General features: G+C 63.9%; 15 protein-coding genes. 8 read left to right on the top strand and 7 right to left on the bottom strand.

Annotation, left to right across the window (positions count from 1 at the left end; translation table 11 throughout):
- Positions 1–111: 111 nt before the first annotated feature.
- A complete protein-coding gene (locus HMPREF3151_RS09335; RefSeq protein WP_070475264.1) occupies positions 112–1,014 on the bottom strand; it encodes an AEC family transporter in 903 nt (300 codons plus the stop codon).
- A 107-nt stretch (positions 1,015–1,121) separates the two neighbouring features.
- On the bottom strand, positions 1,122–2,102 hold the full coding sequence (locus HMPREF3151_RS09330; RefSeq protein WP_083290292.1) for a 1,4-dihydroxy-2-naphthoate polyprenyltransferase: 981 nt from the start codon (positions 2,100–2,102) through the stop codon (positions 1,122–1,124).
- Between the two features lie 39 nt (positions 2,103–2,141).
- Here HMPREF3151_RS09330 and HMPREF3151_RS09325 point away from each other — a divergent pair, with 39 nt between their 5' ends.
- Genes HMPREF3151_RS09325 through HMPREF3151_RS09315 form a run of 3 tightly spaced genes read left to right on the top strand, consistent with a single transcriptional unit; the run spans position 2,142 to position 5,047 of the window.
- Positions 2,142–2,981 carry a glycosyltransferase gene (locus HMPREF3151_RS09325; RefSeq protein WP_070475262.1) on the top strand — a complete coding sequence of 280 codons (840 nt, stop codon included), beginning with the start codon at positions 2,142–2,144 and terminating at the stop codon, positions 2,979–2,981.
- Positions 2,982–2,991: 10 nt separating this feature from the next.
- Positions 2,992–4,368 (top strand): TrkH family potassium uptake protein, encoded by a 1,377-nt coding sequence (locus HMPREF3151_RS09320; RefSeq protein ID WP_070475261.1) that lies wholly within the window; start codon positions 2,992–2,994, stop codon positions 4,366–4,368.
- 28 nt (positions 4,369–4,396) lie between these two features.
- Entirely contained in the window at positions 4,397–5,047 is a 651-nt protein-coding gene (locus HMPREF3151_RS09315) for a potassium channel family protein (protein WP_246815250.1), read from the top strand.
- Between the two features lie 61 nt (positions 5,048–5,108).
- Here HMPREF3151_RS09315 and HMPREF3151_RS09310 read toward each other — a convergent pair whose 3' ends face one another.
- Positions 5,109–5,456: an ArsR/SmtB family transcription factor gene (locus HMPREF3151_RS09310; protein ID WP_070475259.1), complete on the bottom strand. Its 348-nt coding sequence runs from the start codon at positions 5,454–5,456 to the stop codon at positions 5,109–5,111.
- A gap of 115 nt (positions 5,457–5,571) precedes the next feature.
- On the opposite strand from HMPREF3151_RS09310, the gene arsB reads away from it, so the two are divergent.
- A complete protein-coding gene (gene arsB, locus HMPREF3151_RS09305) occupies positions 5,572–6,627 on the top strand; it encodes an ACR3 family arsenite efflux transporter (RefSeq protein ID WP_305764327.1) in 1,056 nt (351 codons plus the stop codon).
- Positions 6,624–7,043, top strand: a complete 420-nt coding sequence (locus HMPREF3151_RS09300; RefSeq protein WP_070475257.1) for an arsenate-mycothiol transferase ArsC — start codon at positions 6,624–6,626, stop codon at positions 7,041–7,043. The genes arsB and HMPREF3151_RS09300 overlap by 4 nt, the downstream gene beginning before the upstream one ends.
- Here the strand turns inward: HMPREF3151_RS09300 and HMPREF3151_RS09295 are convergent.
- The gene (locus tag HMPREF3151_RS09295) at positions 7,040–7,609 is read right to left on the bottom strand and encodes a TetR/AcrR family transcriptional regulator (protein ID WP_168160626.1); all 570 of its coding nucleotides are present in this window, start codon (positions 7,607–7,609) and stop codon (positions 7,040–7,042) included. The genes HMPREF3151_RS09300 and HMPREF3151_RS09295 overlap by 4 nt on opposite strands.
- 88 nt (positions 7,610–7,697) lie before the next feature.
- On the opposite strand from HMPREF3151_RS09295, the gene HMPREF3151_RS09290 reads away from it, so the two are divergent.
- A complete protein-coding gene (locus tag HMPREF3151_RS09290) occupies positions 7,698–8,693 on the top strand; it encodes a hypothetical protein (protein WP_070475255.1) in 996 nt (331 codons plus the stop codon).
- A gap of 28 nt (positions 8,694–8,721) precedes the next feature.
- On the opposite strand, the gene HMPREF3151_RS12040 is transcribed toward HMPREF3151_RS09290, so the two are convergent.
- Positions 8,722–8,877 carry a hypothetical protein gene (locus tag HMPREF3151_RS12040; protein ID WP_158407438.1) on the bottom strand — a complete coding sequence of 52 codons (156 nt, stop codon included), beginning with the start codon at positions 8,875–8,877 and terminating at the stop codon, positions 8,722–8,724.
- A 77-nt stretch (positions 8,878–8,954) separates the two neighbouring features.
- Positions 8,955–9,608 (bottom strand): hypothetical protein, encoded by a 654-nt coding sequence (locus HMPREF3151_RS09285; protein ID WP_141741392.1) that lies wholly within the window; start codon positions 9,606–9,608, stop codon positions 8,955–8,957.
- 363 nt (positions 9,609–9,971) lie between these two features.
- Between HMPREF3151_RS09285 and HMPREF3151_RS09280 the strand changes: the two genes are divergently transcribed.
- A complete protein-coding gene (locus HMPREF3151_RS09280; protein ID WP_038609488.1) occupies positions 9,972–10,280 on the top strand; it encodes a hypothetical protein in 309 nt (102 codons plus the stop codon).
- Between the two features lie 11 nt (positions 10,281–10,291).
- Positions 10,292–11,152, top strand: a complete 861-nt coding sequence (locus HMPREF3151_RS09275) for a class I SAM-dependent methyltransferase (protein WP_038609491.1) — start codon at positions 10,292–10,294, stop codon at positions 11,150–11,152.
- 10 nt (positions 11,153–11,162) lie between these two features.
- Here the strand turns inward: HMPREF3151_RS09275 and HMPREF3151_RS09270 are convergent, their stop codons facing one another.
- Entirely contained in the window at positions 11,163–13,253 is a 2,091-nt protein-coding gene (locus tag HMPREF3151_RS09270; protein ID WP_070475253.1) for an exonuclease domain-containing protein, read from the bottom strand.
- Positions 13,254–13,683 lie beyond the last annotated feature (430 nt).

Here is a 13,683-nt window from a genome sequence, read left to right as displayed (position 1 = left end):
AAGACACGCCAACATCATCCTCACACCTCTCCACCGCTTTGCTACCGCGGCGAGCTCGACGGCTGGTTGCACTGGGTTTTCACGATTGACCAACGTTTGAGGTCAGTACAGCTAGAACACTCCGGCGATCAGCAGCATGGCCGGCAGGGCCAGGAAGGTAGTCAGGAACACGGTGTCGCGGCAGATCACTTCACCCGAGCGGTACGTCGCCGCGTAGTTGTACACGTTCTGCGCCGTGGGCAGCGCGCAGAGGATCAGCGCGGCGTACATCTCTTCCGGCCCCAGGTGCAGAAGCTTTGCGACGATCCACGCCACCGCCGGCATACCCACCAGCTTCAACGCGGTGGCGGTGAGGGTGGGGCCACGGTGGCTTGTCAGTACCTTCTCGCCGGTGAGTGAGGCGCCGAAGCTCATAAGGATCAGCGGGATGGACGCCCCGCCCAAGATCTCCAGCGGCGCGAGCACCGGCTCCGGCACTGTCCAGGACGACGCGGAGACGGCAAACCCCGCGAACGCCGCGACCACCACGGGCGCGGTCAGGCCGGCCACCACGGACTTGCCGACGCCTTTCGCGCCCCGGTCCAGCCCCGCGATGACGATGGGGGAGAGCACCGCCATCTGGAGGACGAGGGCGGGCACGACGAAGGTGGCGTCGCCAAGCACATAGGTGGCGATGGGCAGGCCGATGTTGACGGAGTTGTAGTAGCTCGACGACGCCGCACCCGCCATCGTTTCCGTCGCGTCCTGGCGGAAGAAGAGCGCGCTGATCGCCCAGTAGATGAGCATGGTCACCACCGTGGCGACGGCGATGACCAGGATGACCGGGGAGAAAAACGCGTCCGTGTCCGAGACCGCCACCGAGGAGAAAATCAGCGACGGGGTGGCTACGTGGAACGCGATGCGGTTGAGCTGCAGGCGCTGCTCGCCCGGCCCGATGACGCCTTTGTGGGCCAGCCACCATCCCGCCGCGATGACGGTGAAGATGATGGCGAAACCGGTGAGGACGTCAAGCATGCCCGTGAGTGTATCGCCGGGGCTGGGGGTGGTCGCGTTTGGCAATGTGGCAAATTTTTGCCACATTGCGAAAACGAGGCACCTGCGGGCCCGATGGACACCTGCGACTACATCGAGGACAACGGCGCGTACGGCACGGCCTCGCCCATACCGCCGATACCGGCGAACTGGCCCCAGAACGACCAGCCGAACCACGCGAACGCCACCGCGGTGACCACGGCCCAGGCCAGCATGGTCTTGCCGTTCAGCCCCAGCACCGGGATGAGCTCTTTGCCCGAAGCCCCGCCGCGTACCTTCAAAACGCTCGCCACCGCCAGCGGCAGCGCCACAAGCGCCGCTAGCGCAGACACGGTGGTCATCGACAACACCACTGAGATGAAGAACGGGAACAACGTCAGGACGGTGAAGAGGGTGCGCGCGTTGTCGTCGCCAAGCCTTACCGCAAGTGTGCGCTTGCCGGCGGCCGCATCGGTGGGTATGTCGCGGATGTTGTTGGCCAGGTTCACCGACGCGGAGATCGCGCCGATGGCCAGCGCACACAAGAAGCCTTCCCAGGACACCATTCCGGACTGGGTGTATTCGGTGCCCATCACGGCGACCAGCCCGAAGAACACAAACACCGATAGTTCGCCGAAGCCGGAGTAACCGTAGGGGCTGTCGCCGCCGGTGTAGAACCACGCCGCGGCGATGCACAGCGCGCCCACCAGCACAAGCCACATCGCGCCCGCCACCGCGGACAGGATCACGCCGAACACCGCGGCGGCGCCGAACGCGATAAACGCCGCGAGCTTCACCTGCTCCGGCGCGGCCAGCCCGGAGCCGGTCAGGCGCGTCGGGCCGGTGCGGTCGTCGTCGGTGCCGCGGATGCCGTCGGAGTAGTCGTTGGCGTAGTTCACGCCGATGATCAGCGCCCACGCCACTAAAAGCGCGAGCACTGCGCGGCCGGGGTGGGCCTGCAAGGTCAGGGCCGCCACACCGGTGCCGGCGATGACGGGGGCGAAAGCGTTGGGCCAGGTGTGGGGGCGGGCGGCTTCCCACCAGTCGCGGGGGGTGGCGGTGTGAGTCCCAGTGTCAGTCATGCCCTCCATCATGCACCCTCCCTCGCCGGTCGGCTAGGGTAATGCGCCATGTGGATTGACTACGCCGTGCGGCAGGGGTTCGTGGCCACCGGCGCATTCGTTCGTCTCCCGTTGCTGCTCAACGCGGCGCACAACTCGGATAAGCGTTTCCCGGAGGACGGTGAAACCGTCATTTCTTTGACCACCCACGGCACCCGTTTGCGCTCCGCGTCCGCGGCGATCGCGTCGCTTTTGGTGGGCACGGTGCGCCTGCCGGTGCACCTGTGGCTGGATCCCGTGGATTTTCACGCCCGGTGGCCGGACGCGCTGCGGGCGTTGGCGGATCGCGGCCTGCAGGTGCACGAGTCCACCGGCGGCTTGGGCCCGCACACCAAGTATTACGGCACGTTCCAGCAGTATCCGGACTGCAACGTCATCACCGTCGATGACGATGTGCTTTACCCGCGCACCTTCGCGCAGAAGCTTATCGACGCCCCTTCGGCCACCACCATCACCGCCTACCGCGCCCACAGAGTGGTGCTGGATGATAACGGCATCGCCCCGTATAAGAAGTGGAAGCCGGTGCGCAGCGCCGAGCCGTCGATTTTGCACTTCGCCACCGGCGTGGACGGCGTGCGCTACCCGAAGGAGATGGTGCGCTACGTCGCCGAGCGCGGCACGGAGTTTTTGGACCTCGCCCCACGCGCCGACGATGTGTGGCTGAACCACTGCGCCCTGCGCGCCGGGTTCCCGGTGAAGCAAGTTTCGGAGCGCTCGGCGAACTTCCCGCTGGTGCCGGGTTCGCAGCGTGTGCGCCTGTCGCGGGTGAACCTCTCCGGTGGCAACGACGTCCAAATCGCGGCGACGTATTCGGCGGAAGATGTAGCCAAGCTGCGCGCCGCGGAGTAGCGTTTGGCCGGTGAATGACACAGCCTCCACGAGGTGGCTCGGCCCCGCGCAACTAACTGCGCTGGGCTTTCTAGCTCTGATCCTCACCGGCACAGCGCTGCTTTCCATGCCGTTCGCCTCCGCTGACGGCGCGCCGACGGCGCTGGTGAGCGCGCTGTTTACCGCCACGTCCGCGACCACTTTGACCGGCCTGGTTACCGAGGACACTGGCAGCCACTGGAGCCTGGCCGGACAGCTCATTGTGCTTGCCCTGATCCAGGTGGGCGGCCTAGGCATCATGAGCATCACTTCGCTGACCGGCATGCTGCTCACCGGCAGGGTGAAGCTGCGCTCGCGGTATTCCACGGCCGCTGAGGGGCGGCCGATTTTGGATGGTGGGGTGAGGCGGACGCTCGTGGCAACGCTGCTGCTCACCTTCTTCTTTGAGGGGGCGGTGGCGGTGATCTTGGGCATTCGCTTCGCCACCGTCTACGGCATGGCGCCGGGGCGTGCCGCATACGAGGGCGTGTTCCACGCGATTTCCGGGTTCAACAACGCCGGCTTTGGTCTGCGTTCGGACAGCCTGGTCTCCTACAACACGGATGGGTGGATCCTCATCCCGTTGGCGGGTGCGTTGATGATTGGCGGGCTGGGCTACCCGGTGCTCTCCGAGCTGGTGCGCCGCGGCCGCGAGCGGGTGCGCGGTCTGGTCCACGGCGCGCCGGTGAGCTCGCGGCGGTTGTCAATCACCACCCGCATGACGCTGAAGGCGACCGCGTTTCTGGTGGTCAGCGCCACGCTTATCATCGCGCTGCTGGAGTGGCGCGGCTTCCTCGCCGGTATGCCAGCCAGCGTCAAGTGCCTCAACGCGTTCTTCTCCGGGGTGACACCGCGCACCGCGGGGTTCAACTCTGTCGACTACGCCGAGGCGCACCCGATCACACTGATGGTCACGGACATATACATGTTCATCGGCGGCGGGTCCGCGGGCACGGCCGGCGGCATCAAGATCACCACCGCGACCGTGCTGCTAGCGGCCATGCTCGCGGAATTCAAAGGCCGCGACGCCACCACCGTGGGCCACCGCACCGTGCCAAAAAGTGTGGTGCGACAGGCGATGACGGTGGCCGCGGCGGGACTGGTAGCGGTGACCGCAGGCGTAGCTACGCTGCGTATTTGCGACCCCCAGTTCACCGCCGACCAGGTCAACTTCGAGGTCATTTCGGCGTTTGCCACCACGGGGCTTTCCACCGGCATCACCGCGGATTTGTCCACCCCGTCCCAGCTCGCGCTGTGCCTGCTGATGTACCTCGGGCGCATCGGCCCGTTCACACTCGTCGCAGCGCTGGCGCTGCGCACCGTTTCCCGCAGGTTCGACTACCCCACAGAAAGGCCGTTCATTGGTTAACTTCCCCCGTTTCACGTCCACGCAGCGTTTGAATATCCCGCCCGTGGTGGTCATTGGCCTGGGCCGTTTCGGCGGTGCGATCGCCCAGGAGCTCACCCGCTACGGCGTGGAGGTCCTAGGCGTCGACGCGGATGAGCGGCTGGTACGCGAGCATGCGCCTTTGCTTACCGACGCCACCGTCGCCGACACCACCGACCCCGAAGCCTTACGCCAGCTCGGTGTTCACGACTTCAAACGCGCTGTACTCGGCATCGGCTCCGCGCTGGAGGCGTCCATCCTGACCGCCTCCAACCTGGTGGATCTAGGGGTGCCCGACATTTGGGCGAAGGCTGATTCGGAGTCCCACGCCCGCATTTTGCAACGCCTCGGCGTGCACCACGTGGTGCGCCCGGAGCACGACACCGGCCGCCGGGTGGCGCATCTGCTCGGCGGGAGGTTCCAGGATTTCGCAGAGCTGGCGGAGAACTACGGCGTGATCAAGATGGCCCCGCCGCGTGCGCTGCTGTCCGGCCCCTGCGACGCGGAAAAGCTGTGGGACAAGCACCGCGTGCAGGTGGTCTCCGTGCGCAACAGCAACGGCGAGTGGCAGCCGTTTGTGCCGGGCCAGGAGCTCTCCCCGTCGAACCTGATTGTGATGGCGGGTGCGCCGGACGACTTAGAGCGTTTCTCCCAGCAGTAGGGGCATGTAGCAGTCTTTGGACCAGTTCTGCTGGGAGTGGTTCTGTCTCAGCTGGTAAGTCTCAGTCCATCTGCAGCACGGTGCGAAGTTCCGCGAACAGCTCCGGGCGCAGCCGGTGGAGGACCGACCTGCCCAGGCGGCTCTTTTCTAGGAGCCCGGCCTCGGTAAGTTTTTTGAGGTGGTGGGAAACCGTCGGTTGGCTTAGCCCAGAGCGTCGCGTCAGTTCGCTCACGGTCATCGGCTCGCAGCCCTCTTCGGCGAGCCAGGAGAGTAGTTGCAGCCGGCCGGGGTCCGCCAAAACTTTGAACAGGGCCGCGTAACGCGTCGCGTCGTCTGCGGAGAGCAAGCCGGAGCCCAGCGAGCAGCAGTCGAGGCCAGTGACTGCTGTCGTGGCGACAGAATCTTTCATGCTTCCTACCTTTTCATATTGACAGCGATAAATGTGGCTTTTAGTGTTCGTATTGATAATCGTCAATAGATAAGGATTCCAGATGGAAGACACAACCTCTCAGCCAGTAGAGCGCATGTCATTTCTTGACCGCTTCCTGCCGGTGTGGATCATGCTCGCCATGGCGGCGGGCCTCGCCATCGGCCGCGCAGTGCCGGGGCTTTCGGGCGTACTCGAGCGCCTGGAGGTCGGCGGGATCTCGCTGCCGATCGCGCTCGGCCTGCTGGTGATGATGTACCCGCCGTTGGCCAAGGTGCGCTACGGCAAGACCCGCGAGATCGCCACCGACAAACGGCTCATGACCGTGTCCATCATCTTGAACTGGATTGTCGGCCCCGCGTTCATGTTCGCGCTCGCCTGGATCTTCCTGCCCAACGAGCCTGAGCTGCGCACCGGCTTAATCATCGTCGGTCTGGCGCGCTGCATCGCCATGGTGCTGGTGTGGTCCGACCTCGCCTGCGCCGACCGGGAAGCCACCGCCGTGCTTGTGGCCATCAACTCGGTGTTCCAGGTGCTCATGTTCGGCGTGCTCGGCTGGTTCTACCTGCAGGTCCTTCCGTCTTGGCTGGGCCTGGAGACCACCTCGGTGGAGTTCTCCTTCTGGGCGATCGTCTCCTCCGTGCTCGTCTTTTTGGGCATCCCGCTGCTGGCCGGGCTGCTGTCCCGCATCATCGGCGAGCGCACCAAGGGCCGCGACTGGTACGAAAACACCTTCCTGCCCCGGATCTCCCCGCTGGCGCTGGTCGGCCTGCTGTACACGATCGTGCTGCTGTTTTCGCTGCAGGGCGACCAGATTCTGTCCAGGCCGTTGACCGTGGCCACGGTGGCGCTGCCGCTGCTGTGCTACTTCGTGGGCATGTTCGCTGTGGCTCTTGTAGTGGCAAAGCTGTCCGGCATGGACTACGCCCAGTCCGCCTCGGTGGCATTCACGGCCGCCGGCAACAACTTCGAGCTCGCCATCGCGGTGGCCATCGGCACCTTCGGCGCCACCTCCGCCCAGGCGCTGGCGGGCACAATCGGCCCGCTCATCGAGATCCCGGTGCTCGTCGGCTTGGTCTACCTCATGCGCGCCATCGGCCCGAAACTGTTCCCCGGTGACCCAACCCTGCCTAACCAAAGGAGCCTTACATGAAGCCCTCAGTCCTGTTCGTCTGCGTCGGCAACGGCGGCAAGTCCCAGATGGCGGCGGCGCTCGCCGAGAAGCACGCGGGTAGCAAGCTCGGCATCCACTCCGCGGGTACCAAACCCGGCACGAAGCTGAACCAGGAATCGGTCGAAGCGATCGCAGAGGCTGGCGCCGACATGTCGCACGGAACGCCCAAACCCATCGATCCGGAACTGCTGCGCAACGTCGATCGCGTCGTGGTGCTCGGCGAAGACGCGCAGGTGGAGATGCCTGACGGCGCCCGCGGCACGCTGGAGCGCTGGCACACCGACGAACCCTCGCACCGCGGCATCGAGGGCATGGAGCGCATGCGCCTGGTGCGCGACGACATTGACGCCCGTGTGCGTTCGCTTATCGACGAGCTAGTAGGAGCCGTACATTAGCTCGCTTGCTGGGTGCGCAATCCATCAATGAACACGTCGACGAGCCAGGCGCGCCTGCCCGCGAACGCTTCCTCCGCGGGCTCGGGCAGCGGGCGTGAGAGCGCGATGATGGCGAAGTCGAACGACAGGTAGTCGAGGTCCGGGGGGCACAGTTCGTGCTGTTTGGCTTGCGCAAGTAGCGGGTCGTAGATGGCTTGCAGCTGCGCGGTGTGGACAGCCCTGTCTTCGTGCGACAACGTGGGTAGCAGTTTGGGCAGGATTTCCTGGCCGACGGCGGGGAAGTTCAAGTTCACCATCTCGCCGATCGCGGAACGCCAGGTGTCTTCGGGTGCGTCGGGGAAACGCAGGAGGTGCTTGTCCACCACGTCGCGCATGCTGTTCATGGTGTGTTCGAGCACCGCGCGGAAGAGCTCGTCCCTGTCGGGGAAGTGGCGGCTCGCGGTGGCCACGCCCACGCCTGCCTCCTTAGCGATGTTGCGCAGCGACACGCCAGGCCCCATCTGGGCGATGAGCGTGGAGGCGACCTCCACAATCGCTTGACGGTTTTCGGCACCATCTTTTCGCATGACCCGCAGCTTACCGTTGACGCGCCAGAAGTGGAACAGTATCATCCATTTGTGTAATTGAAACACACTGTTCCATTTGGAGGAGATTATGTCCACAACCGTGGCGCGCCCCGCACCCACGCAGGGCGCAACAAAGAAGGCACTCGCCATGATCCTTGGCATCCCCGTCGTCATCGGACTGCTGCTCTGGGCGTTTTTGGCCCCGACATTCGCGTCCGGGCCGGACGGGGTGCCGGTTGCGGTGGCCGGTCCGGGGCCTGTCGTCGAGAAGCTCATTGCTCAAGCTGAACAGCAAGAGGAGCACCCGGACTTCATCACCGTGAGCTCGCCGGAGGAGGCGGAGACGATGGTGCGCGACCGCGAGGCGGTTGGCGCGATCGCGATCGGTGAAGGCGGCGCGACCGTGTATACCGCCTCCGGCAATGGCGCACCGTACGTGCAAATGCTGAGCGGTGTCGCTCAAAACATGGAGGCCAGCGGCATGCCTGTGGAAACGAAGGATCTCGCCCCCACCACCAAAGATGACCCGCAGGCCCAAGGCCTCGCGCTGCTCGGACTGCCGCTCGCGGTCGGCGGCTTGATCTCGGGCATCTTGCCGACGCTGCTGCTTCGCGGGAAGAAGTGGTCGAAGGCTGCCGTGATTGCTGGTGTTGCAATGATTGGCGCCGGTGTCGCGGTCTGGATGCTGCACGGCGTATACGGCACCCTCTCCGGCAGCGTGTTCATGGAATGGTTGGCTGTGACGCTCGGCCTCGCCGCGACGTCGTCGGTGACCGCGGGCCTCGGCGCGCTTATGGGTATGCCGGGTGCGGGCCTGGGCGCGGTGCTGACAATCTTCGTTGCCAACCCCTTGTCCGGCCTGGCCACGGGCCCGTGGTTGCTGCCGGCGGGTTGGTCCACGCTCGGCCAGCTGATGCCGATTGGCGCGACGGGCTTCCTCGTTCGCTCGCTAAGCTTTTTCGATGGTGCCGGGTCCACGCAGCCCTGGATAGTGTTGTGCTGCTGGATTCTCCTCGGCCTACTCCTGCTGGCCTTCGATCGCTCGAAGGCACCGACTGCTGAAACAACAACTGAAACTGCCTAACCCCTACGCCCGGCCCAAACGTGCACTATCACCTGGCCGGGATCATCGGGATTCGCTGTTTGTTGCGGAACCTCGACGCCTGCATGCGCGCCGGCGAGGTGCCGCGGTAGTGGGTGGTGGAGGGGGAGGTTGCGTACTTCGGATTCGTGGACGGTTTGCGGGAGCGTAGCTTCTCGTGCCTCACACCACCGCATTGTGGCACGAATTACACGATTGTGCTTTGCAAGCGGTTGGCTATCGACGGACCTTCGGTAGCAGTCCTTATTCTGGTCCTTCGACCCTGTACCCGCTCTCTTCCAGAATGGTCACCGCCCGGGAAAGATTTCCGTGGATCACCCGATCCACCTCCGCGTCGTGGTAGAGGGTGCGGTGAAAATCGAGCCACTCTTCCCATCCTGTCTCGGGCGCAGCGCCGAACTCTCGGATAAGCAGTTCGACGACATCCGTGAGTTGCAAACGGAATTGAGGTCCGCCCATCGGGAAATGGATGTCCTGCTGCTGGGCTGCGGTGTCATACCTTCCCGCACGGGCAAGCAGTAGTCCTAGTGGCACCGAGTCAGCGTGGAACTGGAAATGCGAAGCGGGTTTGTTCCTGGCTTGCGATTCGTACTCGAACCGGACGACCGGGACGGGCTTCTTTCTCGCCCTGAACTCGATTTTGAAGGTGCTTTTCTCTATTTCGACATCGTCGTTGACATCGTCATATCTGAGTAGATACTCATAGCGGAGGACTAGGCGGTCGCTCCCAGAGTGGGCAATAATGACCGGATGAGTACCCTCGACGAATGCTCGTTGTCCGTCAGCCAGAATCTCCGCGTCGATCGGCGATGAGCCCTCAAGGGTCCTCTCGAGCAATTGCACCGTCAGCAGCATGAAGGCGCGCACTGCGTTTTCGAGGCCCCGTGATGAAGTCACGCCACTCCGTATCGGAGCCACATACAGGCCTCGTACCGCTCTAAGAGTCGCTCTTCCGCATACTCAATCGCACCAGCATCCCGTAAGCGACGAAGGTGCTCGACGGTGAGAGGTGCCATTTGGGCTTTCAAACTGGCGAGTTCTTCATCCAATTCCTCCACAGTTCTCCGAACTGGGGTCAGAGACTTTCTCATGGCACCTCCGTTCTTAGTTTTTAGGATGGGGAAGATAATTACGCATTTTAGACAGCTAAATGGGTAGGTTTCTACTCTCGCGCAAGCTAGTCTCGCCAGCGGGTGATAAAAATGCCGACCAAGTGTGCGAGGCCCAAGAAATCAGGCAATTCCGGAGGAAGGAGCAACGATGAACGAGCAGCAGTCGGAAAAACTACGTTCCTATTACGACAACACCGACACCTCCGATCTCATGGAAGATGCTCAACCAGGAGACCTGGGCAATGTCGCAGACCCCGAAGCTAGCGTTGCGTTTACTGTCACCATGCCTAATCGGGTTCTCCGCACCGCGCGGGGAATGGCCGCAGCCGAGGGAGTTTCTACCAACGATGTGCTCCGGCGGTTCATTGAAGCCGGAGTGGATGACCGGGCTGGGGCCGAGGCCTCAATTCCAGTGAGTAAGCTCCTTCGCCTCATCGACGAAGCCCGCGGCGCGTAACATCTGCCACCATGAGCGACGAGCAGACCAACGCACCGCAGTCCGAAACAGCATCCTGGTTCGCGGACAACCAAGCCAACTGGGATTCACGGGCCCACGCCCACATGTTCGGCAACTACGGCGGCAAGGACGAGCTGATCGCGGACAAGACCGCAATCAGCAGCGTCCTCGCGGTGGACATCGACCGCTTCGGCGACCTCACCGGAAAGTCCGTGTGCCACCTGCAGTGCCACGTGGGCACGGACACCATCGGGTTCGCCCGCCGCGGGGCGTCCCGAGTCGTTGGCGTGGATCTGTCCGCCGAGTCGATCAACTACGCCCGCGACTTCGCTGCCCAGGCCGACGCGGACGTCGAGTTCATCCAGAGCAACGTCTACGACGCTCGCGAAGCTGTCGACGGCGAATTCGACCTCGTCTACACCTCCGCCGGCGTGCTGTGCTGGCTGCCGCAGGTGCGGGGGTGGGCGGAGGTTGTCGCAAAGCTACTTGCTCCGGGCGGCACGTTCTTCATCCGCGACGACCACCCCATGTTCATGACCATCGGCGAGGACATCTCCCAGGGTCTACGCATCGAGCAGCCGTACTTCGAAATGCCCGACCCGCTGACCTGGGAGGACGAGGACAGCTACGTCATCACCCCGGGCGCGCCGAAGCTGACTAGCCCGCGCAACCACCAGTGGAACCACTCACTCGGCGAGATTGTCACCGCGCTCATCGACGCCGGCCTGACCATCACCGCCCTCGAAGAAACCCCCTACTCCGCGTGGTGCCCCTGGCCGGAGCTGATGGTGGAGGACTCCCGCGGATTCATCCTCCGCGACAACCCCGAGCGCCTGCCGCTCCAATTCGCTATCACCGCGACGAAGCCCTAGGGGCCTTTGGCTACTTTCCTCGGAACAAGTTAAACAGCGCCATCACGCCAGAAATCGCAGCGGTGAGACCGCCGAAGAAGAAGCCGAGTGCGAACACGCCGGCGATGAAGGACTCGGCATCCGGGTCAAAGGTCTCGATGCACAAACCGAACAGGAAGAAGCACAGCACACCGAGGCCCGCAGACCACTTGAACACCTTGGCGGCCTTCGGGCGCTTTACCGGCGCGGGTGTAGGTTCCGTCGGAGCCGGGGTGCTCCAAGATGAGGGCACCGGCGCAGGGGTGTAGTGCGGAGCGTTCGCAGCGGTGAGGAGCTCTTCGGGGGTCGGGTCGGAAGGTGCGGGTTGTTGGGGTTCGGCGGCGGGTCGGCTGGTTGCCGAAGCCTGGCGGAGGTCAAGAACCGGCTGTGGTCCGGATTCGGTCACGGGCTGCGGGGGAGTGAAAGTGTGGTCGGCAGATGGAGAGGGCGCCGACGTGGTCGCACTTGCGTCGGCAATATCTGCAGGTTGAGCCGGAGCCTCAGGAACCCCGTCGACGGCAAGATCAACGACCATCTCCACCAGTTGGTCGCGGCGTTTCGGCCCAACACCAGGAAGTTGGAGCAGATCGTCGGCGCTGACCTGCAGCATTTCGGGGTGCTCCAAGCTCCACACCGCCAGGTAGCGGTCGATGCCTCGCCCGGTGGCCTCGGGGATGTGGTGAGGCTCGAGGTTCTCGGCCATCTCGTGAAGCGGACGCGTGGGGTGCAGCGCGATCCAGGCCGCCGCGATTCGCGACGGGGATGCGCCCGTCGTGCGAACCTGCTCCGGTGAGAGCCAGGAGAACTGCTCTTGTGTCTCGTGCTCGGCGCTGTCTGCAGGCTGCCCTGACGCTGCGGGTTGCTGCGGAATGGCTTCATGGTCGATCGCGCTCAAGAGCTGCGCGAACTTCGTCTCGCCGACAATCGGGATGCCGTACTTCCTCGCCTTCTGAGCCTTTCCGCTCATGGAGTCCGGATTGGCGGCGACCAGCAACACGCACTTGCGGGTGACATCGCCGACCTCCAGACCTGCGGCGGTGGCGCGCTCTGCCCAGGCATCGCGAGAAATATCCATCGCGCCGGTGAGCGCAATGCGGTCGCCAGGGTGAAGGGTGAATTGGCTGGGGGCGGTGCCGGCCTGTGGTTCGTCGAGAAGCGAATGCATGAGTGCGGGATCCACGCTCAGCGCATCGGCAACAGCGAGAAGTTCGCTGCGTTCCTCTGCGGTGATGACGCCGTCGGACCAGGCCTCGACGACGAGCTGGCGCACGAATTCCTCGTTGATCGCCTCGACGTCGTCGGCGTTTAGCCCGGAAGTGATCGCGGTCTGCTCCAGCTGGCGCATCTCGGTGCGTGAGATCTGGCGGTCGACGAGTGCGCAGGTCAGCTCAGCACGGTAAGCCTCTTCGTCCTTCGTGCCGGTGGCTGGCAGCGTGCGGGAAAGCTGGCCGGTCCATGCGGACGCGGCGCCCCTGGGGAGCACGCGTGGCTCAGCCGCAGGAGCAGGGAAAACAGCGGTGGGAAAACCGTCGAGGACCGCGCCGTGGCGCGTGTGGAAGTACTTCAGCAGTTCTGCGGTGGCCTGCGCATCTGCCAGTGCGGAGTGGGCGAGGGGATTGTGGATCTGCGCGATGGCGAGGGCCTGCTCAAGTTTCTTCACGCCGAGGTGCTGGTTGGACAGCGTCATCGTGTCCACCCAGAACTGCGCGAGACCGTTCTCCGTTTTGGCGCGGGCAAACTCGTTGGTGAGGAAGCGGCGCTCGAACGGCGCGTTGTGCGCCACAAGCGTGCGGCCGTGCAGCAGCGAGCCCAGGTACGCAGCGACGTCGCGGAACGAGGGAGCGTCGACGACGTCGGTGGCAGTGATTTTGTGGATGTAGCTATTCGGGATGTCGCGCTCCGGCTGGATCAACGTCTCCCACGTCCGCTCAACGGTGAGGTCCGGCCGAAGCAGCACCACGCCGATTTCTACGATCCGGTCGCTGGGCATCACACCAGTTGTCTCCAGGTCCACCACTGCGAAACCGGTGTTGTTGACCGGGGTGTTGGTGTGGTTCGGGTGCCCGGGTTGCGGGTCCATCATCGCTCCTTGCTCTCCGCGGCAGTCTGCGCTGCCTTTTGTTGTCTGTTCAGCAGATTAGGCCATGGGCCGACGCGCGGGGTGTGAAATCGGACGGGTGTTCGGGTTGGCGGCGGGGGAGGGGGCCGGAGGGCGTCGATAGGCAAAAGCTCTATGGAACCGGTGGCGGGTTCGCTGCGTCCAAAGGGGTGAAGGGTGAAAACCGGATGTCAATCTATGGTTGACAGATATGCGATGGGGGAGGTTGAACTATGAAGCGTTATGCAGTAATTAGGAAGTTGCGAGCTGAAGCACGCAGACGCGGATTGGAATTTGAGGAGATCCACCTAACTCGCCATGACGCATACCGGGTTGGAGACACGACTCGGACGCTGGGCAGACATAACGAGATAGACGATCTTGCAGCGCGGAAGTTCTTTGACCAATTTCAGAA

The sequence above is a fragment of the Corynebacterium sp. HMSC05H05 genome (assembly GCF_001807265.1).
Lineage (GTDB): Bacteria > Actinomycetota > Actinomycetes > Mycobacteriales > Mycobacteriaceae > Corynebacterium.
The sequence above is the reverse complement of the archived record's forward strand: the minus strand, read 5'-3'. Positions and strand labels throughout refer to the sequence as shown.